Origin of the sequence: Pseudohaemophilus parahaemolyticus (genome assembly GCF_938021905.1) — a bacterium.
In the GTDB taxonomy this organism is placed as follows: Bacteria; Pseudomonadota; Gammaproteobacteria; order Enterobacterales; family Pasteurellaceae; genus Haemophilus_A; species Haemophilus_A parahaemolyticus_B.
Window position 1 is genome coordinate 1 of sequence record NZ_CALIFA010000068.1, and the last position, 22,974, is coordinate 22,974.

The window sequence follows — 22,974 nt, forward strand, 5'->3', positions numbered from 1 at the left end:
TTTTACCAAGTATTACCAAATACTCTCTTTTACATATCGCAAAAGAGCGTTTAGGCATGGAAACAATCGAAGGCGATGTTTATATCGATCAACTTGACCAATTCGCAGAAGCAGGTGCGTGCGGTACCGCAGCAGTGATCACCCCTGTTGGCGGTATCCAACACAAAGGCAACTTCCACGTATTCTATTCAGAAACTGAAGTAGGCCCTACAACACGTAAACTTTACAACGAATTAACAGGCATCCAATTCGGTGATGTCGAAGCACCTAAAGGCTGGATTGTGAAAGTAGAATAATCTATTACTCTAAAGCGGTCTAATTTGTAAAATCTTTTACAAACTAGACTGCTGTCGTTTTACTAAAATCAAAATGGTTAAATTTTAGCTTCATTTTTCCAACTAAAGATCAATTTGTCTCCAATGAAAAAACTTCTTTCTGCATATTTATGTCCATAACTAGATTCACTTTGCTCAAACTTATTTATTAAGTTCTCTAATTTGGGGCACAGATACTTTAACTTTTCAGGTGAAATAGAATAAAAAGCACTTTCATAATTTGGGTCTAAATAGAATTCAATAAATTCTACTTTACCTACTTTAGAATTAATATCTATATAAGAAATTTTCTCCACAACATAATCTACCTTACCAATTTCATTATCTAGTTGGTATTTAATTTCTTTAACCTTATTTATTCCTTTTCCAATTTTACTGGCTATATAAATAGCCCCCGCCATAAATACTGTAGCAAAACCTATGATAACAGCCTGATAAATACTATCGCTATGCATTATTTAATTCCCCTTTACTCGTGGATCTTCACCATATTGGTTAATGCCTTGAGTACCTTTTGGAAACATCAAAACAAAACTAACAAAAGGTAATAATGTTAATATGGACCAAAAAGGACTAGCATTCATATCTTTTAACCTACCTATAACCAGGTAAAATTGAGCAAATAATAGTAAAGCTAAAAAAATAAATGGTGCATACGCCAAGTTGCCTATTATTACAAATAAGCCTGTATTTAAAACTGTTAGTATTGCATAATTTGTACGACTTATACGCATTGTTCAACTCCTATTATAATTTGTAAAAGTAGTGGCACATGCTATACTGTTGCTAACACTTTAACCACCAACCAATACAGTTGAAAACTATCCTTCAAGGTATAAAAACCACACTTTAAGGAAATAAAATGGAAGTCCACGATAAAATTCGCGTAATGAGAGAAATCAATCAATGGTCGCAAGAAGAAATGGCGGAGAAACTTTCAATGTCACCGAATGGATATGCCAAAATTGAGCGTGGACAAAGCAGTATTAATTTAGATAAATTACAGCAAATTGCGAATGTGTTTAATATTGATATGGGTGAATTGATTACTTGTAAGGATAGATCGATTTTCTTTGCGGTAGGTGGCGATAATTCTTATAACTTAACTAACAGTCATTTCGGTACTAATGAAGTATTAACTGCTGAAAATGAAAAATTAAATAGTTTACTGACAATGAAAGATACGTTATTAGCTCAAAAAGATGCGGAAATTGTGGCATTAAAAGAGATTATTGAGTTGTTAAAAGCAAAATAGGGAAAATATGATTAAACGAATTGATGTCAGCCATCGTTTTTCAGAAGTAGCGATTTACAATGGTGTCGCGTATTTAGCAGGACAAGTACCAACCGACGCAAGCAAAAATGCCTACGAGCAAACTAAACAAGTATTGGGCGAGATTGATAAATTTCTTGCGAAAGCGGGTACAGATAAAAGCCAAATTCTAATGGCAACCGTTTATCTGGCAAATATGGGCGATTATGCGGAAATGAACCGAGCGTGGGATGAATGGGTTGCTGAGAATAATGCCCCACCTCGTGCAGCAATTGAAGCAAGACTTGCCGATCCAAATTGGAAAGTAGAGATTGTGGTAACAGCTGCTGTTGCTTAGCCTTTCCAATAAATCAAAGCCATTTAACATGAAAGTTAAATGGCTTTTACAATACTAATTTGTAGTAGTTTCTTCAGACTCTGCTTCTAAACGTTCAAGGTAGTCCGCAAACAATGCATTAAAGTTTACTGGAGAAAGATTTAATGCTGGGAATGTACCTCGGTTTACTAGGCTTGCGATTAATTCACGAGCGTAAGGGTAGAGGATTTCTGGGCATTGTGCAGATAAGCAATGTGCTAATTGTAATCCTTCTAAGCCTTTGATGGTAAATACACCCGCTTGTTTTACTTCACAAATGAATGCGGTGTCGCCACTGCCTTCTAATGTAGTTGAAACATTAATATGTAATACTACCTCGTAAAGATTTTCGCCTAATTCACGCGTTTCAGTATCCAGTTCAAAATCTAATTTTGGTGCCCACTCTTGGTTAAAGATATTTGGTAGGTTAGGTGCTTCAAAAGAAACATCTTTTACATAGATACGTTGAATTTGGAATTCAAACTGTTGTGCTTCTTGTTCTGTTGCTTCAGCAACTTTGTTTTCTTCAGCCATAATATTTCCTTATTTTTTTACTGTTGGCAGATTTGCTGCTTTCCAGCCCATCATACCTTCTTTCAGTGCATAAACTTTCTCGAAACCGTGCTTAACAAGCTGTTCTGCAATTTTAGTTGCACCAAAACCGTTACCATCTATCACGATTACTGGACGAGCTTTAAATTTATCAATTGCAGTGGTTTTTCCCTCTTTGATATCGCTTGGGTGAATTAAGTGACTTTCTACAATGTGTCCTTTACGAAATTCATCATCAGTACGCACATCTAAGAACACGCCTTCTTTATTATTCACCAACTGAACAGCTTCAGCATTTTCAATCACTTTGAATTTGCTGGTTGCCCCTTTGAATAAAGTATAAAGGGTAATCACAAATACTGCCACCCACGCTGCAATCAGCAAAGGATGATTTCCGATAAATTGTTGAAGTTGTTGAGTAAACGTTAAGTCCATAAATCCTCTCTTTGGTTGCAAATAATGCAAATCAAGCGGTCAGATTTTGCAAAAGTTTTGCGAAAACAAACCGCTTGTACACGAAAACCGCTCACAGCGGAGCGGCTTTAAAGATTAGGCTTGAACTTGTGATTGCATTAACTCGTCAAATGACATCGCTTTTTCAGTCACTTTCGCTTTCGCTAATACTGCGTCAACCGCTTGCTCTTCTAATACCACGTTACGGATATTTTCAGTTAATTGACGGTTTTTCGCGTAGTATTCCACCACTTCAGCAGGTTGTTCGTAAGCTGATGCAATATCTGCAATCATCGCTTCAACGCGTGCTTCGTCCACTTTTAATTCGTTAGCACCAATTACCGTTGAAAGTAATAAGCCTACTTGAACTCGACGTTTTGCTTCTGCTTCGAATAATTCAGCAGGTAGTTGTGCTGCCATTTCTGGTTTACCGCCGAAACGTTGAACCGCTTGTTGACGTAATACATCCACTTCTTCCGCTACTGCTGCTGCAGGCACTTCGATATCGTTTTGTGCAATTAAACCATTGATTACTTGGTTTTTCACACGTGCAGTGACTGCGTTGTTTAATTCACGTTGCATATTTTTCTTAATTTCTGCACGTAAATCTTCTACTGATTTTGCGTTACCGAATTTTTTCACGAACTCTTCAGTTAATTCAGGTAATACGATGTTTTCTACTTTTTTCAAGGTAATCGCAAATTTCGCTGCTTTACCTTTTAAGTTTTCAGCATGGTATTCTGCCGGGAAAGTCACATCAATATCGAATTGCTCGCCCGCTTTGTGGCCTACAATACCTTCTTCAAAACCAGGGATCATACGACCTTGACCCATTGCAAGTACGAAGTCAGTTGCTTTACCACCTTCGAATTCTTCGCCATCTACAGAGCCTACGAAATCAATTGTTACGCGATCTTCTGCTTTCACTGCTTCTTGGCTTTCTGTCCAAGTTGCTTGTTGTTTGCGTAAAACATCAACCATTTTGTCTAAATCTGCGTCTGAGATTTCAACCACTGGTTTTTCAACTTCAATGTTTTCTAAGCCTGTTAATTCTACTTCTGGGAACACTTCAAAAGTAACAGAGAAAGAGAACTCTTGACCTGGTTGGTAGTTGTTTGGGGTGAAAGTTGGACGACCTGCAAGGTTGATTTTTTCTGCGATAACGGCATCAAAGAATGCACGTTGCATTTCATCAGATAACACTTCTTGACGAGCTGCCACGCCAAAACGTTGTTCAATAATTGAGTGAGGTACTTTACCTTTACGGAAACCGTCTACGCGAGCGTTTTTCGCATAGCCTTTTAACTGTTCTTTGTAAGCTGCTTCGATTTTATCTGCAGCTACGGTAATTGTTACACGGCGTTGTAAGCCTTCTAAAGTTTCGATAGAAATTGACATTCTTAAACCTCAATGGTGAGCATATAAAAGATAGATAAATAGACAGGCATTGTAACGTTCAAAGCCATATCTTGCAAGCACTAACAATGCAAGGGGATTTAATACATAAAATAAAAAAACGGAGAGGAATAAAATTTTCTCCGTTTTTCTATATTAAATGAAATTATAAACCTTTTGGAATACGGATTTTTTGACCTGGGAAGATCTTATCCGCATCTTTAATCACTTCACGGTTTGCTTCAAAAATAGCCGTATATTTTGCTCCGTTGCCATAAGCCTTTTCTGCAATTTTCCATAAGCTATCGCCTTTTTGGATCACATAAAATTCGTCATCCGCACCAATTTTTTCACCGCTTGCAAGCTGAACATTATCAATATTGACAGAAGTAATCCCTGCTACATTACCCGCCATTAACACCGCTTTCTCAATCGCTGCGGCTGTCGTTGCTGCACCAGATACAGTTGCCACACCATTTTCAACTGTCACTTGCACGTTTTCAATACCAGGATTGTCTTCTGCTAAATGTTCAGTAACCGCTTTTGATGCGTCTTCTTCTTTATTAAATAATTTACGACCAATGTCGCCAACAAAATCAAATAAACCCATAATAACTCCTTAAAATAAATAAAAGTGATGCGATCTTACCACTATTTTTATCGAAATAGTGTAAGTGTTGTGTTAGAGTATTGTAAATTTATTTAGTTCAAGGACACACTATGAAATTAGCAGAAGCCTTAATTGAACGTGCCGATTTACAATGCCGTTTAGAACAACTAAAACAACGTTTAAACCAAAATGCCCAATATCAAGAGGGCGAAGAACCTGCAGAATCACCAGAAGCATTATTAGCAGAATATCGCCAAGCGGCAACAAAACTTGAGCAGCTTATCGTTAAAATCAATTTAGCCAACAACCGTATTCAACTTGAAAGCGGACAATTGATGGTTGAAGCATTGGCAAAACGTGATCGTTTGAAAGCCGAACATAACACGCTAATTAATCTTGCGGATGCTGCTACTCAAACCTTTGACCGCTACAGTCGTAGCGAAATCAAAACCCTTGCGGCAATTGACGTGAAAAATATCCGCAAGCAAATTGATGAAATCGCGAAACAACACCGCCAGTTAGATACTCAAATTCAACAGGCGAATTGGTTGAGTGAGATTTAGATAAAATCAGGCATTCCAATTCAAAGCGAATACAACCTCGCTTAAGGCATAGCAATTAATAAAAGCAGAAACCGTGGGCAGTTTCACTTCATACCGTGTAGCCCCGTACAAGTGACTTTTTATTGTGATTGCGTACTTTGTACTACCACGTATTGATTGAATTGGAAGGGTGGGTTAGGGGATTTTTAAGTAGGAAATAGTAGTGAAACAGGCTCAATTTTACGTTTTAAACAAAGATAATATTCACGAACAAGCGTGTGATTTAGCAGCAAAAGCATGGAGACTTGGCAAGCGTGTATTGATTACATGTGAAACTGAGCAACAAGCCTTTGAAATTGATGAACTACTGTGGGCAAGGGAGCCTGATTCTTTTGTACCGCACAATCTTTCGGGCGAAGCGACACAATATCCAACGCCTATTGAAATTAGCTGGAAAGGTAAACGAAACGCTCAACGCCGAGATTTGTTGATTAGCTTGCAAACACAAATTCCTGAATTTGTGACAAGTTTTAATCAAGTGATTGAATTTGTACCTGTAGACGAAACTGAAAAAGCTCAAGCCCGTGAGCGTTACAAGCAATATCGTCAACAAGGCTGGCAACTCTTAACTGAGCAAATTTCATAAAATCAATGTGAACTAAGATTCAATGGTAAAATAAAAGAGAATTCATACAACGAACTCTTGAGCAAGTCAAAAGTTATTGGTGTTTAAACGCCATATCCAATCCTTTCCACAACTTCCTTTTACTTTCAGGCTTCAACAATTCTGCCCAATTTTCGACATGTAACTGCAGCTGATTCGCATATTTTTCCTGAATTCTGACCGCTTGCTCTTCGGCTTCTACCACCAAGAAAAATGGCTTATGTTCGAAACGGATTCGATGAAATTGCTCGTAATTTACCCAGTAAAATTCATTCGATTGCAATGAAAGTGCAAAAAGCAAGTCTTGAAAAAGCCTGCTTTTTTGTTGTTCTTCTTCACAAATCACTACTAATTTGACCGCTTGATCTAACCGAATTTGAGCATCGCCTTTAAGTACTTGGGGCTTAACCAACTGCCATTGTGTCACGCCCATTGCTTGCAATAATAAATCTCGTCTATTCATCTTGTTCTCGCAAAAAATTGATAGGGAATAGTAGCAAAACTGGGTAAAATGCGGAAATTATTTTTAAAGGAAAGGAAATTATGTTCTCTCTTGAAAGCGAGGTATTAGCTCGCCATTTGCCTCTGTTTGCTGAAAAATCGGTACTATTTTTCGGTTATGTACGTGACGATTTTGCCCAAAGTTTAAAAGATACCAAAAATATTACTGTGTTTAGTAGCTATTTTGATTATGCCTATTCACGACAAGAGGTCGAATTTGGCATAGAAAATACCAAAAAAGCAGATTTGGCTGTGTATTATTGGGCAAAGAACAAGCAGGAATGCCAATATCAATTGTTAGAATGGCTGGCTCAAGCAGAAGTTGGGCAAGAACTGTTGATTATTGGCGAAAACCGTGCAGGCGTGCGTTCGGTGGAAAAAATGCTCGAACCGTTCGGCAATATTGCCAAAATTGATTCGGCTCGTCGCTGTGGTTTGTACCATTTTGAGCTACAAAACGTGCCGACTTTCAATGCAAAAAAATTCTGGAAAAGCTACGTACTCAACGATTTAACGATTTCTGCTTTGCCCGCGGTGTTTAGCTCGGCAGAATTGGATGGCGGCACAAAGCTGTTACTTTCCACCTTCCATAAAGCTGATGGATTAAAAGGCAAAGTGTTGGATTTAGGTTGTGGGGCTGGCGTAATTGGGGCGAGTTTGAAAAAACAGTTCCCGAAAATTAAGCTGACGATGAGCGATATTCACGCAATGGCAATTGCGTCAAGTAAACGTACTTTGGCGGAAAATGCATTGGAAGGCGAAGTGTTGGCAAGCGATGTGTTCTCGCATATTGAAGGGCGATTTGACCTGATTGTTTCCAACCCACCGTTCCACGATGGCGTGGATACAGCTTATCAAGCGGTCGAAAATTTGATCTTACAAGCGAAAAACCATTTAACCAAAGGTGGAGAATTACGCATTGTAGCGAATGCCTTTTTGCCTTATCCAGCCTTACTAGACAGTGCATTCGGCAAGCACGAAGTGGTAGAGAAATCGACCAAGTTTAAGGTTTATTCAGCACGAAATTAAGCCAGACAGGGTGTATAAATAACACCCTATTTTCTGACATAAGCGGATGCACCGTGCATCAGCATTCGGAGTTGGATCATCACCCGTTTTTTAAGTTCATCGCGCTGTTGGTTGCTCATATCTAAAGCGTGTGAGCCTGCAGTAAAAACAAGAGTGACCAAACCTTCTGCTTGAATATGAGCGATTTCACGCCCTAATTCAGGGCTTTTCATTAAGATGTAGTCAGTAAGTTCTGCAATAAAATGCTGAATTTCACGCGAAGCTGCGGTACGAAAGGCTTGTGATGTACCTGAACTTTCACGCAATAATAAGCGGAAAACGTTTGGACGGTCGTTAATCAGTTCAAAGAAAGTTTCAACCGAAAGGGCAACCACGCTGCCGCCTTTCTCAATACGTTTACGAGCTTGACGCATTAACTGACGGAGTACTAGGCCTGATTCATCTACCATTGCCAATCCCAATTCGTCCATATCTTTGAAGTGGCGGTAAAACGAGGTTGGGGCAATGCCTGCCTCTCGTGCGACTTCCCGCAAACTTAAGTTGCTGAAACTTTTTTCGGCACTCAATTGGTTGAACGCCGCATCTACAAGGGCACGGCGGGTTTTCTCTTTTTGTTGTGCTCGAATGCCTACATGACTCATTTTTTATCTCTGTGTCGATTATTCAACATCTTGTTTTTTCATCACTTCTTCGATACCTTTGGCAAGGCGTTCATAACGGGTGCGAAGTGGTGAACCTGGGCGATAAATTAAGCCAACCGCGCGGAATGGTGTTGGATTGCAAAATGAGATATATTTCACACCGCTTGTGTCTTTTGCAGCAAATTTTGGAATCAGTGAAATGCCCACATTGGCTGCCACCATATTGCGGAGTGTTTCCAAGTTGGTCGCTTTAAAATGGGCACTCTCTTTCGCACCAACCGATAAGCAGTAATCTAGCGTTTGCGTGCGTAGGCAATGCCCATCATCTAAGAAAAGTAGTTCTTTATCTTTTAAAACCGAAATCGGCAGTTGTTTTTCTTTCGCCCATTCGTGCTTATCTGATACAGCAAGCAAAATCTCTTCGTTAAAAAGTGGCACTTCGATAAAAGGCTCGCTTTCTTTAACAAAAGCTAAAATACCACAATCGAGCTGACCTGCAGAGAGTTGGTCTACCATTTGAGAGGTTTGCAATTCGTATAAATAAAGCTCAAGCTCTGGGAAGGCTTCTTTCATTGCGGGCACAATAATGGGTGAAAGGTATGGACCAAGTGTAGGTAAAATGCCTACGTGAAGCGGCCCCGACATCTCTTTGCCCTGATTACTTGCCATCTCTTTTAACACCTTCACTTCACGTAATACAGATTTGGCTTGATCCACCAATGCTAAACCTGCTTGGGTGAAAAGCACTTTGCGGCTAGTACGTTCAAGTAAAATCGTGCCTAATTCGTCTTCTAATTTGCGAATTTGACCGCTTAATGTCGGCTGGCTCACATTACACGCATCGGCAGCACGGCGGAAATGTTTGTACTCTGCTAATGAAATTAAATATTCCAGATCTCGAATGTTCACGATAACCTTTTCCTTACTTATTTATAAATCTTACCTATCAATAGAATAAGATGAATTATGGCATATTTATCTGTAAAATGCGTGCGATTTTTAATTCTTATTTATTTTTTTGGAGAAAAAATATGTCTTTAAAAGATATGACAGGTCAAAAAGTTCCTTCAGTAACATTCCACACGCGTCAAGGCGATGCGTGGGTTGATGTGACTACAGATGAAATCTTCAACAACAAAAAAGTAGTTGTTTTCTCATTACCAGGTGCATTTACCCCAACTTGTTCATCAACTCACTTACCACGTTACAACGAATTAGCAAAAGAATTCTATGCATTAGGTGTAGATGAAATCGTTTGTTTATCAGTAAACGACACTTTTGTAATGAACGCGTGGAAAGCAGACCAAGAGTGTCAAAACGTTACTGTACTTCCAGATGGCAACGGTGATTTCACTCGTGGTATGGGTATGTTAGTAAGCAAAAACGACTTAGGCTTCGGCGACCGTTCATGGCGTTATTCTATGTTCGTGAACAACGGCGTAGTTGAAAAAATGTTCATCGAACCACAAGAACCAGGCGACCCGTTCAAAGTATCTGATGCAGACACAATGATCAAATACTTAAACCCATCTTGGGAAGCAAAACCATCAGTGTCAATCATCACTAAACCTGGCTGCCCATTCTGTTCAAAAGCGAAAGCGTTATTAGAAGTGAAAGGCTTACCATACGAAGAAATCGTATTAGGTAAAGACGCATCAACCACTTCTGTACGTGCAATTACTGGTCGTACTTCTGTTCCACAAGTATTCATCGGTGGTAAACACATTGGCGGTAGCGACGATTTACAAGCATATTTCGATGTAAAATAATTGAAATAGCTTTATAGCGAAAAGGCTAAATTCTTCGGGAATTTAGCCTTTTTTGTTATACTCCATCTAATCCCCCCTCTTTAGCAAAGAGAGGGACTGTTAGCATTATTTGTTCGATTAAAAGAGACCCCAATGAACCAAAAACACATCCATATTCTCGGCATTTGTGGCACATTTATGGGCGGTGTGGCGATGATCGCACGCGAGCTGGGCTACAAAGTCACTGGCTCAGACACCAATGTTTACCCGCCAATGAGCACCTTTTTAGAAACACACGGCATTGAAATTATCCCTAACTATGATGAGGATCAACTCCAACCCGCACCGGATCTCGTCGTGATTGGTAATGCAATGAGCCGTGGTAATCCTTGCGTGGAATACGTGCTAAATAATCAACTTCATTACACTTCAGGCCCGCAATGGCTACACGATCATCTGCTTAAAGATCGTTGGGTGCTTGCTGTTTCTGGCACACACGGAAAAACAACCACCACGGGAATGCTTGCATGGATCTTAGATCAAAACCAAATCGACACAGGCTTTTTAATCGGTGGCGTTGCCGGCAATTTCGGCATTTCAGCACGCGTAGGTTCAAGCAAATTCTTCGTGATTGAAGCGGACGAATACGATTCTGCCTTTTTCGACAAGCGGTCGAAATTCGTACATTATTCGCCAAGAACCTTGATTATCAATAATATCGAGTTCGATCACGCCGATATTTTCGAGGACTTACACGCGATTCAACGCCAGTTCCACCACCTTATTCGCACCATTCCAAGCGAAGGACGCATTTTAGCTGCAAATGATGACAAAAACGCGCAAGATACCCTCAAAATGGGCACATATAGCGAAGTGCAAGCGATTGGCAAAGGCAAAGAGTGGTTTGCCAAACCATTGAATGCAGATTGCTCACAATTTGAGGTTTATCATTTTGGTGAGAAAGCGGGTGAAGTGCATTGGAATATCATCGGTCGCCATAATATGCACAACGCATTAATGGCAATTGCTGCCTCACAACACGCAGGCGTAAGTGTTGAAGGGGCTTGCAAAGCGCTAAGAACATTTATCAATGCCAATCGCCGTTTGGAAGTGAAAGGCGAGGTAAACGGCATTACCGTTTACGATGATTTTGCCCATCACCCAACCGCAATTGAAGCCACAATTGATGCACTTCGCGGCAAGATCGGCAAAAATGCCCGCATTATCGCGGTATTAGAGCCTCGTTCCAACACAATGAAAATGGGAGTGCATAAAGATGACATCGCCCCAAGTTTGCACGATGCGCAAGCGGTCTTTATTTATCAGCCCGATACCATTCCTTGGAAAGTGAGCCAAATTACCGATACATTAACTCAGCCAGCTAAATGGTCGGCAAGTATTGATGAACTTGTTAAAATGATCGCTCAAGAAGCAAAATCGGGCGATCATATTTTAGTGATGAGCAACGGTGCTTTTGGTGGCATTCATCATAAATTGATTGAGAAATTGAATGGCTAATTCCGCCAAATAATAAGCCGTTGGAAATAAAACATCATCGTCAACACGGAATTTAGGGTGATGCAATGCATAAGGACCTCCAGAGCCAACCATCACAAATACACCTGGTACTTCTTGTTGATAAAAGGCAAAATCCTCACCAATTGGGCTAGCTTCGACAATTTTTGCTTCAAAACCGACCGCTTGTGCAACCTCTAGCGTAAGTGGAACCCATTGTTCGGCATTATTCACCGATGGTGGGCCAGCGTGCCATTCTAGTTCAATGGAAACTTCAAAAGCCGCAGAGATCCCGGCTAAAAGGGTGCGGAAACGTTGCTCAATTTGCGTGCGAATTTCAGCATTAAAGGTTCGCACCGTCCCTTCTAAATAAGCACTATCAGGAATCACATTCCAAGTGTTACCACTTTGCACGTGGGTAATGGAAACTACCGCATTTTCGTGGGTCGCCACATTACGGCTAATAATAGTTTGTACGCTGCTGATAACCTGAGCTAATACAATAATCGGATCTTTTCCATCTTGCGGGCGAGCAGCGTGCGCACCTTTCGCGTGAATATGAACTTCAAAACGATCCACACCCGCAGTGAGTGCGTGCGACTTTGTGCCAAGCATACCAACAGGTAAGGTAGGATCATTATGCAAGCCGAAAATCGCATCTACACCTTTTAATGCCCCTGCTTTTAACACATTCAGTGCGCCCAATCCTGTTTCTTCTGCCGCTTGGAAAAGAATTCGAACGGTGCCTTCTAGCTTATTTTCGTGCTGTTTAAGCAAAATAGCCGCCCCTAATGCTGCTGAAAGATGGAAATCGTGACCGCAAGCGTGCATTACGCCTTCTCGCTCAGAGCTAAAAGGCACGCCCGATTCTTCCCAAATAGGCAAGGCATCAATATCTGAACGTAACATCACTGTTTTACCCACTTTTGCGCCTTTGATTTCGGCAACTAACCCCGTTTTCAATGGTAAATCTAAAATCGTGATGTGATGTTTTTCTAACTCACTTTTAATTTTTGCAGTCGTTTCAAACTCTTCATTTGAAAGCTCAGGAAAACGGTGACATTCTTGACGAAATTGGCGTAAGAACTCATCAAGCTCTTGGTATTGTTGGGTTAACTGGTGTAATTTTTCCATACTGCTTCTCACAAAATAGATTGGTAGGCTTGAATAAATGCGTTCATTTCAACGCCTTCTGGTAAAGCAGAAAGGGATTGAGAGAAATCGCGATAAATGGCTTCGTTATTTATTGCTTGAGCCAATTTCTGGCTGAGTTCTTCATCAGAATAAGGCTTCATTGGGCTGCCTTTAGGATAATCAGATTGTGCTTGTAAAATTGCACCGTTTTTTAACCGTATCACAATGATAACTGCTCTTTTATTCTCGGGCGTTGCTTGATACAAGCGATCGATTTTTGTCATCAATTTGCAAATATCAGGCTCGCATTCTGCTTGTTCAAAGTGCTGAAAATCGAGCGTTTTACCGAACAAAATGGCTGCCACCAGATATTCCGCAGAAAAACGCCCTTCACTTGGTTTTTGAACCCTTCGATAAATCAATGCAGCATCTGCATTTGGATGAAAAAAGAGCTCAATCTTCTCAATCTCATTAGGATCATCCAATTCTTCGCTAAGCTGATAGGATGAATCCGCAATGCCCGCTGCTGCTGAGCAATAAGGATAAGTTTTAAACCAGAGCTGAGCGATTTGCCAATTTTCGCCCCATTTTTCAAGCAAGGCTTGAGGAGAACGTTTCTCTGTAAAAAGAGCAAAAAAACCAATATTTTCATCAAAAGCATTTTGCTCAAGCGATAATCCTGCCTCTATCCACTCCACCGCTTGAATCGCAGATTGTGCTGCCATTCCTGCGTGCAACGCTTTAATGGGAGAGCCAAAAACCATTCGCATACCTGATGCTTGAGTAGCAGCTAATGCAATGGCTTGAGCCAAAAAATCCTTTTTATGCAAGTAACATATCGCACAGGTTGCCGCAATTCCGCCAAGGGTTGCTGTGCTGTGCCAGCCTTTTAAGTAATGGGCAGGATTTACCGCTTTTCCTAAACGTGCCATCACTTCAACGCCAATAATGTAAGCGGTCAAAAAACGCTGGCTATTTACCAAAGACGATTTTTCAGAAGAAAGCGAGGCAAACAATGCACTTAAAATAACTGCTGAAGGATGCCCTCGAACATCAGAATGCACATCGTCATAATCTAATAAATGGGCTTGAAAACCGTTAAATAGTGCAGCTTGGCGCGCGGTTGCTTTTTGCTTTTGCCCAATAAGCCAAGCTTGTGGATTACCGCCTTCTTGATTTATCCACGCTTTAAAATCTTGCAATTTTTTGTGATTGCGAGCTTGAAGGCTTGCTGCAAAATAATCCATTATGCCTTGCTGTGCTTTTTTTAATGTCGCAGAGTCGGTAATCAGCGGGATGGATAAAATCTGCTCGGCAAAATCAAAAGCATTCATTAAATATAAAACTCGACTGGATCTGCAAATTGACGAACAAAACGTTTGGTTTGTTCTTGCTGTGGAAAATCGATCACTTGTTTTGCCGGCCCTTGCTCAACAATATGCCCATCTGCCATAAAAATGATCCGATCGGCAACGTGTTTCGCAAAATCCATTTCGTGGGTCACGATCACCATTGTGATCTTTTGTTTTGCCAACTGCTGAATAACTTGTAAAACTTCATTCACGCGTTCTGGATCAAGCGCTGAGGTTGGCTCATCAAACAACAATACTTTTGGTTTTACCGCAAGTGCACGTGCAATCGCAATGCGTTGTTGCTGCCCGCCTGAAAGGGTAACGGGATATTGATTGGCTTGTTCTGAAAGCCCAACTTGTTTTAGTAAACTTAAACCAAGCTCCGTTGCTTTGGCTTTATTTAATTTTTGGTTTACTAAAGGTGCAAGTGTAATATTTTCCAATGCTGTTTTATTTTTAAATAAATTATAACTTTGAAAAACCATTGCAGATTGATTGCGTAAAGCCAACTCTTCTTTTTTAGAATGATGTTTTACATCTAATTCTGTTTCTGCAATTTTTATTATTCCATTATCTGGTTTTTCTAATAAATTCAAACAACGTAATAACGTAGATTTACCCGAACCAGATGGACCAATAATAGTAACCACTTCCCCTTCTTGAATAGATAAATCAATATTATCTAACACAGTATTTTTACCAAAAGATTTGGTAAGTTTTTCAACTGAAATCATTGTAGTCATCTTAATTCCTTAACGTTTATAAGGGGAAGAGAGAATGCTTTCTAACCATTTTTGTGCCCAAGAATAAAGCACTACTATCAACCAATAAATAATGCCAACGGCTAAATAGGTTTCAAAGAATTTATAAGATTCTGCCGTAATCAATTTACCTGCCGACAATAATTCTGGCACGCCGACAAAGAAGGCTACAGATGAATCTTTTAATAGCGAGATAAACATATTCCCTGTGCTTGGCAAAGCATTTACAAAGGCTTGTGGCAGAACGATATGGCGATAAATATTGGTAAGCGATAAACCCATTGCCATCCCTGCCTCACGCTGACCATTATCGACAGACTCCAAACCCGCACGGAAAATCTCAGCAAGATAAGCAGAATATTTCAGGCTAAAGCATAATAATGCCGCAGCCATCGCTGAAATCCCTTTCAGGCTTGGAAATAATTGAGGTAAACCATAATAAATAATAAAAAGTAACACTACCGTTGGCATACCGCGAAATAATGAAATATATAACGCAAGTAAACTATCTACAACCAACACTTTTTGCACTCGAATTAACGCAATAAATAAACCAACAATAATAGCAATAACAATCGAAATAATTGTAATAAAGAGTGTAGTAGGTAGATAAGTAATAATCTCTGGAAACACAGAAACAAAATAGCTAAAATCAAAATTCATTAGGTTTACCTTGTAAAAATTTCGTCTAAAATAACCGCTTGCACTCACCCTTTTAAAAATAAAGGGAGAGTATTTTATTTACTTGGTTCAGTAATATCTTCGCCATAATATTTAATGGAAAGTGATTTTAATGTGCCATTTTCTTTTAGTTTTTGAATTGCTTGGTTAAACTCTTGGCTTAATTTTTCACCTTTCTCATTTTTCTCAAATGGGAAACCTACTTCTTCAATCACAAGCGGCTCGCCCACTAATTTAAAAGGCAAATTACCGCGTTTAATTTCTGCTAATAAAATAGGTTTAGAGTTTACGTAGCCATCTACACGTTGATAAACAAGGTCATACATTGCGCCATCTCGAGTTTCGTATGTTTTTACGTTGACTTCGTCATTTGGGAATTGTTTTTGAAGGTTTTTTAAATGGTTTGAGCCCAACACACCTGAAATCGTTTTGCCTTTAAGATCTTCATAAGTATTGATGTCTGCATTATCTTTATGGGTCACAATTTGGCTACCGTAGTAGCTATAAGGCTGGGTAAAGTGATATTTTGCTTTGCGTGCATCTGTAATTGCCACGGCATTCGCCACCGTATCTAAACGACCTGAATCAAGCTGCCCCATTAGGCCCGAAAATTCTGCCGTCGTCCACTCCACTGTATAACCCAGCTCTTTAGCAATTGCTTCGGTCGTTTCGACATCAAAGCCGACTAATTTTCCTTCTTGTTTGAAGCCATTTGGATAACTTTGTCCTGTAGAGCCAACTTTAAGTACTTTATTAGTGGCTTCAGCTTTTGCAGTTTCTGCTTGCTTTTCATCACAACCTGCAAGAATAAAAGTGGCTGCAACTAAAGTAGTGATTGCGGTAGTTTTAAAAGACATAATGATCTCCTAATTTTTTTGGGTATGATGTTGTTGATAATCTTCAAATAAAGTTTGGTTTAGAATTTTGCGATAATAAATCGTTGTATGATCTGCAATTAAGTCTGCACGCCCTACTTCTTCAAAACCTTGGCTTAAATAAAACTGAGAAAGCCAAGGATGATTTTCTGCAGTACCTAAGGTTACAAAAGGCACTTTAAGCTGCTGTAATAAAATGTGCTTTTCCACCCAGTTTAATAGCTGTATGGCTAAGCCCCGTTTTTTATAGTCAGGATGAGTAGCAAGCCAGCCGATATGCGGCACACCAAAAGGGCCAGGATTATTACCCCAAGGCAAACGCAAACTTATCGAGCAAACCAGCTTACCTTGAATAAAACCGCCAAAAACCAAATTTGTGTGTAAATGTTGTGAAATCGTGGCTAAATCTGCCGTTGCAGCCGCAAAATGAATACCTAAATCTAAAACGGGGCGATAAGCCTGATGCAGTAACTTTTGGTAGACTTCCGCATTTTCTCTCTCTAGTGCTCGAATTTCCATATCGCAATTATTCCTCTAACAAGCCAGACTGCTCTGCATAACGAATAACGACATCCACTTTTTCAGGTGCACTCCCTAAATAATTTTGTGAAATGAGCCACTCAGAAATTTCTTTTTCACTAAATTCCGCTTTAATTGCTTCATTTTCCAAAAGTACTTTTTTAAATGATTGCTCGTGTTCAAAAGCCTGCATTGAACATTCATAAACAAGGTGATGAGCGGTCTGTTTTCCTAATTTTTTTCCCAATTCAAACATAATTTTTTCGGAAAGAAGTAAACCGTTTTGTAACTCTAAATTCTTCATCATTTGAGCGGCATTCACTTTCATTCCCTTCAAAACCGCAAGGGCAATTTGTAATTGCACAGAGAGATAAATATTCATTTCTGGCAAAGCAATCCATTCTGCGCGCCAGCTCATCGCATCACGCTCGTGCTCTACACGCATAGATTCGTGAATAAGGGCAACGCTTTTAAAAATCGGTGAGGTTAAACTAGCCATTCCCTCTAGTGCCGCAGGATTACGCTTGTGTGGCATTGTGGAAGAACCAATTTTTCCTGCTGAAAACGGCTCTTCGATTTCGTTAATTTCGGTACGCATTAAGTTGTAAAACTCATTAGCGATTTTACCTAAAGTACCGCTAATTAACGCCACGACTGAAGCATATTCAGAGAAACGATCGCGTGCTGCTTGCCAGCCAATATTCGGTGTATTTAAGCCAAGTAGCGTTAACGCTCGCTCCTCCACTTCTGGGCCTTTTTCACCAAAAGAAGCGTATGTACAAATTGCGCCGCTAATATTGCCCACTAAAACACGTTCACGAATTTCATTTAAGCGCTGTAAATGGCGAACAAACTCATCTAGCCACACCGCCAGTTTAAAACCAAAAGTTGTCGGTAATGCTTGCATTCCGTGCGTGCGCCCCACCATTGGTAAATATTGATATTTTTTTGCCAGTTGTTTTAAGGCTTGTGCCACTAAACGGCTATCACGTTGCACAATATCAAAGGCTTGTTTTAATTGAATAGCGGTTGCGGTATCCACAATATCTTGGGTGGTTGCACCATAATGAATATATTCACCCGCTTCACCAGATTGGCGTTGCAACGCATTGATGGTTGCCATAAAGGTATGCTTTAACTTGACAGCTTCATCTGCAAGTTGATTAAAATCGAGCGCATTAGCATCTACAGATTTTGCGATTTTCTCTGCCGCTTCTACAGGAATAACACCCAGTTCGCCTTCCGCTTTTGCTAGTGCGACTTCAACTTCAATTTGTTGACGTAAGCGATTTTCTTCCGACCAAACAGCACGCATTTCAGGCGTACCAAAGTTATTACCAAGGGTTAGAAAATCAATTACGTGAGCAGCCATTTTGTTTTACCTTTACTAAATAAATTTTGGAATGGCTTGATTCTATAAATCTTTTTTATACCAATCTAATAATTTATCTAGCCATAATATTCCATAAAGTTATATGAAGGAAAGGTAAAAAAGATACTAAGAAGAGAAGTAGAAATAATAAAGGGCATCTCTGCCCTTCAATGATAAGAAATTCAACCTGAAAAAATTAACCCAATTCTGCCTGTCTATAAACATAGCCCGCTTCACTCGGCACAAACTCCAGTAAATGGGTTAAGCAGTTTGGTGCATCAGCATCTTGGTGAGAAACAAATAGCAACTGTGTTTCACTATTTTGTACCAGCTGTTCGATAAATTGCTTCACGAGTTGGCGATTTAACCCATCTAAACCTTGCAGTGGTTCATCTAAAATCAGAATGGGCGGGTGTTTGATCATCGCCCGTGTAATCAGCAACAACCGTTGTTGTCCCCAAGAGAGGGAACGGAATGGTGTTTTGGCAAGGCTTTGTAAGTTTAATCGAGTAAGCCACTCCATCGCTTTCATTCGCACACTTTCGGGAATACGTTGATAAACGCCGATGGAGTCAAAAAAGCCCGAGACAATCACTTCCAACGCAGAGCAATTCACGCGGTAATCCATATGCAATTGGCTGCTCACGTAGCCAATATGCTTTTTGATATCCCAAATGGTTTCGCCTGTTCCGCGCTGACGACCGAACAATTTAACTTTATTTGCGTAGGCTTGCGGATGATCGCCCGTGATAATCGAAAGCAAGGTCGATTTCCCTGCACCGTTCGGGCCTTTAATCCACCAATGCTGCTGCGGTTTTACCGTCCAAGTTAAACGATCAATAATCTTCTGTTCGCCATATTGAATGGTCACATTTTCTAGCTCAAACGGATTCCCCTCTATTTTCTCTTTTGTCGAGAGGCTTTCTGGCAGCGGTGCGCACACATTTTCTTCTGCAAATTTTAGCTGAGAATAGACCGCTTGTTGCTCAACGTCCGCCCTTTTACCCTGCAAAATCAGCTGCAGACTATCCAACAGAGCAATATGAGTTGCACAAGTAGGAATATCTCCAAAACGATTAACAATCAGTACTACCGTCATTTTCTTGCGAATTTCCATCATTAATTGCTGCCAATAACGTTGAGAGGCTTGATCTAACCCTTCAAAGGGCTCATCCAAAATCAATAAATCAGGCTCACTAACCAACATTTGGCAAAACAGTACTTTGCGACTCTCACCCGTAGAAAGTCGCATAAATGGGCGTTCAAGCAGCGAAGTAATCCCTAATTTTGCTGCATATTCTTGACATAGGTTTTCATTTTTTGCATCCGCTAAAATCACTTGGCAAGCGGTTAGCCCAAAATCATCAGGGCTTACGGTATCGTTATTGCGATCATTAAAAATCGCTTCCATTATTTTCTGTTGCTGCTCAAAAGAGAGCATCGCAATGCGTTGAAAATCATTTTGCAGCTCGTCAACCGAGCAAGGAATTTTCCCGCATAATGCCTGAGCCAAGGCAGATTTTCCCGAACCATTGCCGCCCACAATTGCCCAGAAATCATTGGCTTGAATCGTTAGATTTTCAATGTTCAGTTTTTTTCGTTGGGCGAGTGGAAAGGTGGCATTTTGGAGACGAAGTTGTGGCATAGTGTTATTCTCATTCTGTTTTTGTTCACTTTAACAAAAAGCGGTTCAAAATGGTAAAACTTTTACCAAATTGAACCGCTTGTTGTTTTAAGCGTTTAGGCCTATTTTTTCTCTTCCTTAATCATATCTTCAGGAATGAAAGATTTTTGGACTTTTTCCATATGTGGAAGATGGTGAGCAATCCCTTTGTGGCAGTCGATACAAGTTTTGTTTTGCTCTTGTGCCAAAGCGTGCATTTGCTGTGCCACGGTTTTTTGTTGGGTGAAGTCCATATCATCAAAGTTGTGGCAGTTACGGCACTCTTTTGAATTATTGGCTTTCATACGTGCCCATTCGCGTTCTGCCATTTCTAGACGGTGTGCTTCGAATTTCTCTTTGGTGTCCACTTTACCTGTGATGTGTGCCAAAACTTCAGTAGAAGCCTGCATTTTACGGATCATTTTCGGTACAAATTCGTGTGGTACGTGGCAGTCTGAACAAACCGCTTTCACGCCAGAACGGTTGCTGAAGTGAATCGAGGCTTGATATTCAGGCACAACATCGTTCATATGGCAGTCAGAACAGAACTGCTCGGTGTTGGTCATTTCCATCCCTTTGTTAAAGCCAGCTGAGGCAATTAAAGTGCCAACGCCGATGATAATAATCAATGTACCAATTGCTAATTTACTCGGCGTACGAAACCAAGTACAAATTTTTTTAATCATTTCGTTGCTCCTTATTTGCTTTGTGCCTGGCGAATAGTGTCAAATTTATTTTGAATAATTGGGTTTACATTTGCTTGCTGCACATGGCATTGTAAGCAGAAGTAACGGCGCGGTGATGTACCTTCCGTGCGTTTGCCATCGCGATCTAAGAAATGGCTTTCTGGCACACGTGGAGCACCTGTAGTTGGAGCAACATCAGGTGAGTGGCAGCCCAAACATTGGTTGGCATTTTTAGTTACTTGTAAACCACGAATGCTATGTGGCACGAGTGGCGGTTGGTGTGGGAAAGTAATCGGAATATTACCCACATCTTTAGGAGGGGTGGTAAAGGCTGGGGCAATGCTTTCTGCCGCACCTTCAATATTATTTGCCACTTTTGGGGCATCTGCTAAAGCCACACCCGAAAGGGTGACAAGCATTACAGCAAGGAATTTTTTCATAAATCACTCCATTACAATTTTACAAATTTTTAATGTTAATTTGCTTCTCAAACCGAGAACCAAATGCAAAAACATTTTCAGCACAAACGTCAATACAACGTCCGCAAGTAATACAATCTTTTGCCAACACAATCGGGCTATCTTCAGGCTTGCCATGCAAGGGAATACGTAGCACTTGTGGCTCTGGGCAGACGTTGTAGCAGTCCATACAGCGGTCGCAACGGCTACGATCCACCACATTCACTTTCACTAAACTTTTTACACCAATCACGCCATACATTGCCCCAATCGGGCAGAGATGACCGCACCAACCGTGTTCGGCAACCAGCAAGTCGAACAGGAAAATAACTGCAACTAGCCAGAGGGTTGCCCCTAAGCCATAAACAAAAACACGTCCAAGAGCAGCGACGGGGTTAATCCACTCCCACAGCAGCGAGCCTGTGAAAGCACTGCCGACTAAAATCACACCTAGAATCACATAACGTAATTCGCGGGAGATTTTTAGCGATTGACGAATGCCGAGTTTGCGTCTGAACCACGCAGCGGCATCAGTCACTATATTCATTGGGCAAACCCAACTGCAAAATGCTTTGCTTGCCACCACCGCATAAAACAGCACAATGATGAACGCACCGATAAGCGTAGTCATTTCAGGCAAGTAACCTGTGGCTAAACTTTCTGCGGTAATCAGCGGATCAGTCAGCGGCACGGTGCCGAATAACATACTTGAGCTATAATTGCCTTTTAAGATCCAGACATTCCACATCGGCCCGCTTAAAAACATCAAAATGATACTCAATTGGCTGAGCCGTCTTAAAAACAGGAAACGATAAGCTCGCCACCAACCCAATTTTTGCCGAGCTTCTAAGCCCGCATCTTTGGGTTTATTTGGGGTATATTTTGGAGCAACTGCCACTATTTCACCCCCTTAATGTTTAAGTCTAAATTTGGAAAATGTTCCGCTTCTGGCACAGTGGTTGAACTTGGCACATAATCCATAGAAGCTCGGTTTGGCGTTGCCACTTTCTGATTTGGCTTCACTTGCATTGGTTTATAGCTTGCTTCACTCATCCCCTCGGGCATTCTTGCCTCAAACTGCGGACGCAATCCATCAGGATGTTTTTCCTCAATTAAAGATTTACCCGCATTCTGTTTCTCTTTCCAGCCAAGGCGGTAATGACGACCGAGTAAGCCTTTGGCGAGATCCATAGGCAACACTTTAATCGCCGCTTCTTCCAACACACACGCTTGTTCACATTTACCGCAGCCTGTGCAAGCATCAGAATGCACGGTTGGAATCAGTTTAGCATGAATGCCTGTGCGATCGTTATGGACATTCTCAAGCGTAATCGCCTTGTCAATCAGCGGACAAACTCGGTAGCACACGTCGCAACGCAAACCTTGCCAGTTGAGGCAGGTTTCGTGGTCAAGTAACACCGCCAAGCCCATACGGGCATCGTTGATATTTTTAAGCTCTTCGCTTAATGCACCACTCGGACAAGCGTTCATACAAGGAATATCGGGACACATTTCGCAAGGCTTATCGCGTGCCACGAAATACGGCGTTCCTGCTTCCATCGGAGCAATCAGCGAAGCTAAGTGCAACATATCGTAAGGACACGCCTGCACACACTGCCCACAACGAGTACAAGCGGCTAAGAATTCGTTTTCTGGTAACGCACCAGGTGGACGCAGAGCCACGCCTTCTTTCGCCTTAGCTTGCTGTTGTTGCAATCCAAGAATAACGCCTGCTCCACATACCCCTGCCGCAATTCGTGTTACATTTTTCAAAAATTGACGGCGGTTTGGATCCAGTTTCATCTTGTTTTCCTTTGTAAGCGGTCAAATTTTGCAAAAATTTGCTATTTGCCCGCTTAA

The 22,974-nt window shown here is 40.8% G+C and carries 29 protein-coding genes; 8 read left to right on the forward strand and 21 right to left on the reverse strand.

Going from position 1 to position 22,974, the window contains the following annotated elements:
- Positions 1 to 296: aminotransferase class IV (locus QMF79_RS06965; protein ID WP_281773264.1), on the forward strand; the 296-nt coding region annotated here is incomplete at its 5' end.
- A gap of 77 nt (positions 297 to 373) precedes the next feature.
- Here QMF79_RS06965 and QMF79_RS06970 read toward each other — a convergent pair.
- Together QMF79_RS06970 and QMF79_RS06975 are read right to left on the reverse strand one after the other, a co-directional pair.
- Positions 374 to 790, reverse strand: a complete 417-nt coding sequence (locus QMF79_RS06970; protein WP_281773265.1) for a hypothetical protein — start codon at positions 788 to 790, stop codon at positions 374 to 376.
- 3 nt (positions 791 to 793) lie between these two features.
- On the reverse strand, positions 794 to 1,069 hold the full coding sequence (locus QMF79_RS06975; RefSeq protein WP_119222161.1) for a DUF805 domain-containing protein: 276 nt from the start codon (positions 1,067 to 1,069) through the stop codon (positions 794 to 796).
- 128 nt (positions 1,070 to 1,197) lie between these two features.
- Here QMF79_RS06975 and QMF79_RS06980 point away from each other — a divergent pair, with 128 nt between their 5' ends.
- Positions 1,198 to 1,590, forward strand: coding sequence for a helix-turn-helix domain-containing protein (locus QMF79_RS06980; RefSeq protein ID WP_111427722.1), 393 nt, complete (start codon positions 1,198 to 1,200; stop codon positions 1,588 to 1,590).
- Positions 1,591 to 1,597: 7 nt separating this feature from the next.
- Positions 1,598 to 1,945: a RidA family protein gene (locus QMF79_RS06985; protein ID WP_005707078.1), complete on the forward strand. Its 348-nt coding sequence runs from the start codon at positions 1,598 to 1,600 to the stop codon at positions 1,943 to 1,945.
- A 54-nt stretch (positions 1,946 to 1,999) separates the two neighbouring features.
- Here QMF79_RS06985 and secB read toward each other — a convergent pair whose 3' ends face one another.
- The 4 genes from secB to lysM form a co-directional block, all read right to left on the reverse strand.
- Entirely contained in the window at positions 2,000 to 2,497 is a 498-nt protein-coding gene (secB, locus tag QMF79_RS06990) for a protein-export chaperone SecB (RefSeq protein ID WP_040218284.1), read from the reverse strand.
- 9 nt (positions 2,498 to 2,506) lie between these two features.
- On the reverse strand, positions 2,507 to 2,950 hold the full coding sequence (locus QMF79_RS06995) for a rhodanese-like domain-containing protein (protein WP_119222166.1): 444 nt from the start codon (positions 2,948 to 2,950) through the stop codon (positions 2,507 to 2,509).
- 114 nt (positions 2,951 to 3,064) lie between these two features.
- A complete protein-coding gene (tig, locus tag QMF79_RS07000; protein ID WP_281773266.1) occupies positions 3,065 to 4,366 on the reverse strand; it encodes a trigger factor in 1,302 nt (433 codons plus the stop codon).
- A 163-nt stretch (positions 4,367 to 4,529) separates the two neighbouring features.
- Positions 4,530 to 4,973, reverse strand: coding sequence for a peptidoglycan-binding protein LysM (lysM, locus tag QMF79_RS07005; protein ID WP_111312905.1), 444 nt, complete (start codon positions 4,971 to 4,973; stop codon positions 4,530 to 4,532).
- A 110-nt stretch (positions 4,974 to 5,083) separates the two neighbouring features.
- On the opposite strand from lysM, the gene QMF79_RS07010 reads away from it, so the two are divergent.
- Positions 5,084 to 5,536: a DIP1984 family protein gene (locus tag QMF79_RS07010; RefSeq protein ID WP_111312906.1), complete on the forward strand. Its 453-nt coding sequence runs from the start codon at positions 5,084 to 5,086 to the stop codon at positions 5,534 to 5,536.
- A gap of 202 nt (positions 5,537 to 5,738) precedes the next feature.
- Positions 5,739 to 6,161, forward strand: a complete 423-nt coding sequence (locus tag QMF79_RS07015) for a DNA polymerase III subunit chi (RefSeq protein ID WP_111312907.1) — start codon at positions 5,739 to 5,741, stop codon at positions 6,159 to 6,161.
- 73 nt (positions 6,162 to 6,234) lie between these two features.
- Here the strand turns inward: QMF79_RS07015 and QMF79_RS07020 are convergent, their stop codons facing one another.
- Entirely contained in the window at positions 6,235 to 6,642 is a 408-nt protein-coding gene (locus tag QMF79_RS07020) for a DNA polymerase III subunit psi (RefSeq protein WP_281773267.1), read from the reverse strand.
- An 80-nt stretch (positions 6,643 to 6,722) separates the two neighbouring features.
- Here QMF79_RS07020 and rsmC point away from each other — a divergent pair, with 80 nt between their 5' ends.
- Positions 6,723 to 7,709: a 16S rRNA (guanine(1207)-N(2))-methyltransferase RsmC gene (gene rsmC, locus QMF79_RS07025; RefSeq protein WP_281773268.1), complete on the forward strand. Its 987-nt coding sequence runs from the start codon at positions 6,723 to 6,725 to the stop codon at positions 7,707 to 7,709.
- 26 nt (positions 7,710 to 7,735) lie between these two features.
- Here rsmC and fabR read toward each other — a convergent pair whose 3' ends face one another.
- Together fabR and oxyR are read right to left on the reverse strand one after the other, a co-directional pair.
- A complete protein-coding gene (fabR, locus tag QMF79_RS07030; protein ID WP_281773269.1) occupies positions 7,736 to 8,350 on the reverse strand; it encodes an HTH-type transcriptional repressor FabR in 615 nt (204 codons plus the stop codon).
- Between the two features lie 18 nt (positions 8,351 to 8,368).
- A complete protein-coding gene (gene oxyR, locus QMF79_RS07035; protein ID WP_281773270.1) occupies positions 8,369 to 9,259 on the reverse strand; it encodes a DNA-binding transcriptional regulator OxyR in 891 nt (296 codons plus the stop codon).
- A gap of 122 nt (positions 9,260 to 9,381) precedes the next feature.
- On the opposite strand from oxyR, the gene QMF79_RS07040 reads away from it, so the two are divergent.
- Together QMF79_RS07040 and mpl are read left to right on the forward strand one after the other, a co-directional pair.
- Positions 9,382 to 10,119: a glutathione peroxidase gene (locus tag QMF79_RS07040; RefSeq protein ID WP_281773271.1), complete on the forward strand. Its 738-nt coding sequence runs from the start codon at positions 9,382 to 9,384 to the stop codon at positions 10,117 to 10,119.
- Between the two features lie 132 nt (positions 10,120 to 10,251).
- Positions 10,252 to 11,616 carry a UDP-N-acetylmuramate:L-alanyl-gamma-D-glutamyl-meso-diaminopimelate ligase gene (gene mpl, locus QMF79_RS07045; RefSeq protein WP_281773272.1) on the forward strand — a complete coding sequence of 455 codons (1,365 nt, stop codon included), beginning with the start codon at positions 10,252 to 10,254 and terminating at the stop codon, positions 11,614 to 11,616.
- Here mpl and QMF79_RS07050 read toward each other — a convergent pair.
- The 12 genes from QMF79_RS07050 to napG all read right to left on the reverse strand — a co-directional run bounded on the left by QMF79_RS07050 (position 11,551) and on the right by napG (position 22,917).
- Positions 11,551 to 12,747, reverse strand: coding sequence for an amidohydrolase (locus QMF79_RS07050; RefSeq protein ID WP_281773273.1), 1,197 nt, complete (start codon positions 12,745 to 12,747; stop codon positions 11,551 to 11,553). The genes mpl and QMF79_RS07050 overlap by 66 nt on opposite strands.
- Positions 12,748 to 12,755: 8 nt before the next feature.
- On the reverse strand, positions 12,756 to 14,081 hold the full coding sequence (locus QMF79_RS07055) for an MmgE/PrpD family protein (protein WP_281773274.1): 1,326 nt from the start codon (positions 14,079 to 14,081) through the stop codon (positions 12,756 to 12,758).
- Entirely contained in the window at positions 14,081 to 14,833 is a 753-nt protein-coding gene (locus tag QMF79_RS07060; RefSeq protein WP_281773316.1) for an amino acid ABC transporter ATP-binding protein, read from the reverse strand. The genes QMF79_RS07055 and QMF79_RS07060 overlap by 1 nt, the downstream gene beginning before the upstream one ends.
- 18 nt (positions 14,834 to 14,851) lie before the next feature.
- Positions 14,852 to 15,523 carry an amino acid ABC transporter permease gene (locus QMF79_RS07065; RefSeq protein WP_281773275.1) on the reverse strand — a complete coding sequence of 224 codons (672 nt, stop codon included), beginning with the start codon at positions 15,521 to 15,523 and terminating at the stop codon, positions 14,852 to 14,854.
- Positions 15,524 to 15,597: 74 nt separating this feature from the next.
- The gene (locus tag QMF79_RS07070) at positions 15,598 to 16,398 is read right to left on the reverse strand and encodes an amino acid ABC transporter substrate-binding protein (protein ID WP_281773276.1); all 801 of its coding nucleotides are present in this window, start codon (positions 16,396 to 16,398) and stop codon (positions 15,598 to 15,600) included.
- Positions 16,399 to 16,407: 9 nt separating this feature from the next.
- Positions 16,408 to 16,935: a GNAT family N-acetyltransferase gene (locus QMF79_RS07075; protein WP_281773277.1), complete on the reverse strand. Its 528-nt coding sequence runs from the start codon at positions 16,933 to 16,935 to the stop codon at positions 16,408 to 16,410.
- A gap of 7 nt (positions 16,936 to 16,942) precedes the next feature.
- Complete coding sequence (gene purB, locus QMF79_RS07080) at positions 16,943 to 18,307, reverse strand: adenylosuccinate lyase (RefSeq protein WP_281773278.1); 1,365 nt, start codon at positions 18,305 to 18,307, stop codon at positions 16,943 to 16,945.
- Positions 18,308 to 18,503: 196 nt separating this feature from the next.
- Entirely contained in the window at positions 18,504 to 19,952 is a 1,449-nt protein-coding gene (gene modF, locus QMF79_RS07085; RefSeq protein WP_281773279.1) for a molybdate ABC transporter ATP-binding protein ModF, read from the reverse strand.
- A 101-nt stretch (positions 19,953 to 20,053) separates the two neighbouring features.
- Entirely contained in the window at positions 20,054 to 20,656 is a 603-nt protein-coding gene (locus tag QMF79_RS07090; RefSeq protein WP_281773280.1) for a NapC/NirT family cytochrome c, read from the reverse strand.
- A gap of 11 nt (positions 20,657 to 20,667) precedes the next feature.
- Positions 20,668 to 21,096 (reverse strand): nitrate reductase cytochrome c-type subunit, encoded by a 429-nt coding sequence (locus QMF79_RS07095; protein WP_281773281.1) that lies wholly within the window; start codon positions 21,094 to 21,096, stop codon positions 20,668 to 20,670.
- Positions 21,097 to 21,115: 19 nt separating this feature from the next.
- Positions 21,116 to 22,012 carry a quinol dehydrogenase ferredoxin subunit NapH gene (gene napH / locus QMF79_RS07100; RefSeq protein ID WP_281773282.1) on the reverse strand — a complete coding sequence of 299 codons (897 nt, stop codon included), beginning with the start codon at positions 22,010 to 22,012 and terminating at the stop codon, positions 21,116 to 21,118.
- Complete coding sequence (gene napG, locus QMF79_RS07105) at positions 22,012 to 22,917, reverse strand: ferredoxin-type protein NapG (protein ID WP_111312921.1); 906 nt, start codon at positions 22,915 to 22,917, stop codon at positions 22,012 to 22,014. The genes napH and napG overlap by 1 nt, the downstream gene beginning before the upstream one ends.
- Positions 22,918 to 22,974: the final 57 nt, after the last annotated feature.

What these genes read in the sequence shown, in the direction of transcription:
- purB (WP_281773278.1), bottom strand. Translation starts at nt 18,307, where the DNA reads ATGGCTGCTCACGTAATTGATTTTCTAACCCTTGGTAATAACTTTGGT.
- QMF79_RS07090 (WP_281773280.1), bottom strand. Translation starts at nt 20,656, where the DNA reads ATGATTAAAAAAATTTGTACTTGGTTTCGTACGCCGAGTAAATTAGCA.
- QMF79_RS07095 (WP_281773281.1), bottom strand. Translation starts at nt 21,096, where the DNA reads ATGAAAAAATTCCTTGCTGTAATGCTTGTCACCCTTTCGGGTGTGGCT.
- QMF79_RS07010 (WP_111312906.1), top strand. Translation starts at nt 5,084, where the DNA reads ATGAAATTAGCAGAAGCCTTAATTGAACGTGCCGATTTACAATGCCGT.
- QMF79_RS07060 (WP_281773316.1), bottom strand. Translation starts at nt 14,833, where the DNA reads ATGATTTCAGTTGAAAAACTTACCAAATCTTTTGGTAAAAATACTGTG.
- QMF79_RS07050 (WP_281773273.1), bottom strand. Translation starts at nt 12,747, where the DNA reads ATGGAAAAATTACACCAGTTAACCCAACAATACCAAGAGCTTGATGAG.
- QMF79_RS06995 (WP_119222166.1), bottom strand. Translation starts at nt 2,950, where the DNA reads ATGGACTTAACGTTTACTCAACAACTTCAACAATTTATCGGAAATCAT.
- mpl (WP_281773272.1), top strand. Translation starts at nt 10,252, where the DNA reads ATGAACCAAAAACACATCCATATTCTCGGCATTTGTGGCACATTTATG.
- QMF79_RS07065 (WP_281773275.1), bottom strand. Translation starts at nt 15,523, where the DNA reads ATGAATTTTGATTTTAGCTATTTTGTTTCTGTGTTTCCAGAGATTATT.
- QMF79_RS06980 (WP_111427722.1), top strand. Translation starts at nt 1,198, where the DNA reads ATGGAAGTCCACGATAAAATTCGCGTAATGAGAGAAATCAATCAATGG.
- QMF79_RS06985 (WP_005707078.1), top strand. Translation starts at nt 1,598, where the DNA reads ATGATTAAACGAATTGATGTCAGCCATCGTTTTTCAGAAGTAGCGATT.
- tig (WP_281773266.1), bottom strand. Translation starts at nt 4,366, where the DNA reads ATGTCAATTTCTATCGAAACTTTAGAAGGCTTACAACGCCGTGTAACA.
- QMF79_RS06970 (WP_281773265.1), bottom strand. Translation starts at nt 790, where the DNA reads ATGCATAGCGATAGTATTTATCAGGCTGTTATCATAGGTTTTGCTACA.
- QMF79_RS07040 (WP_281773271.1), top strand. Translation starts at nt 9,382, where the DNA reads ATGTCTTTAAAAGATATGACAGGTCAAAAAGTTCCTTCAGTAACATTC.
- QMF79_RS07020 (WP_281773267.1), bottom strand. Translation starts at nt 6,642, where the DNA reads ATGAATAGACGAGATTTATTATTGCAAGCAATGGGCGTGACACAATGG.
- napG (WP_111312921.1), bottom strand. Translation starts at nt 22,917, where the DNA reads ATGAAACTGGATCCAAACCGCCGTCAATTTTTGAAAAATGTAACACGA.
- QMF79_RS07070 (WP_281773276.1), bottom strand. Translation starts at nt 16,398, where the DNA reads ATGTCTTTTAAAACTACCGCAATCACTACTTTAGTTGCAGCCACTTTT.
- QMF79_RS06975 (WP_119222161.1), bottom strand. Translation starts at nt 1,069, where the DNA reads ATGCGTATAAGTCGTACAAATTATGCAATACTAACAGTTTTAAATACA.
- modF (WP_281773279.1), bottom strand. Translation starts at nt 19,952, where the DNA reads ATGCCACAACTTCGTCTCCAAAATGCCACCTTTCCACTCGCCCAACGA.
- lysM (WP_111312905.1), bottom strand. Translation starts at nt 4,973, where the DNA reads ATGGGTTTATTTGATTTTGTTGGCGACATTGGTCGTAAATTATTTAAT.
- fabR (WP_281773269.1), bottom strand. Translation starts at nt 8,350, where the DNA reads ATGAGTCATGTAGGCATTCGAGCACAACAAAAAGAGAAAACCCGCCGT.
- secB (WP_040218284.1), bottom strand. Translation starts at nt 2,497, where the DNA reads ATGGCTGAAGAAAACAAAGTTGCTGAAGCAACAGAACAAGAAGCACAA.
- QMF79_RS07075 (WP_281773277.1), bottom strand. Translation starts at nt 16,935, where the DNA reads ATGGAAATTCGAGCACTAGAGAGAGAAAATGCGGAAGTCTACCAAAAG.
- rsmC (WP_281773268.1), top strand. Translation starts at nt 6,723, where the DNA reads ATGTTCTCTCTTGAAAGCGAGGTATTAGCTCGCCATTTGCCTCTGTTT.
- QMF79_RS07055 (WP_281773274.1), bottom strand. Translation starts at nt 14,081, where the DNA reads ATGAATGCTTTTGATTTTGCCGAGCAGATTTTATCCATCCCGCTGATT.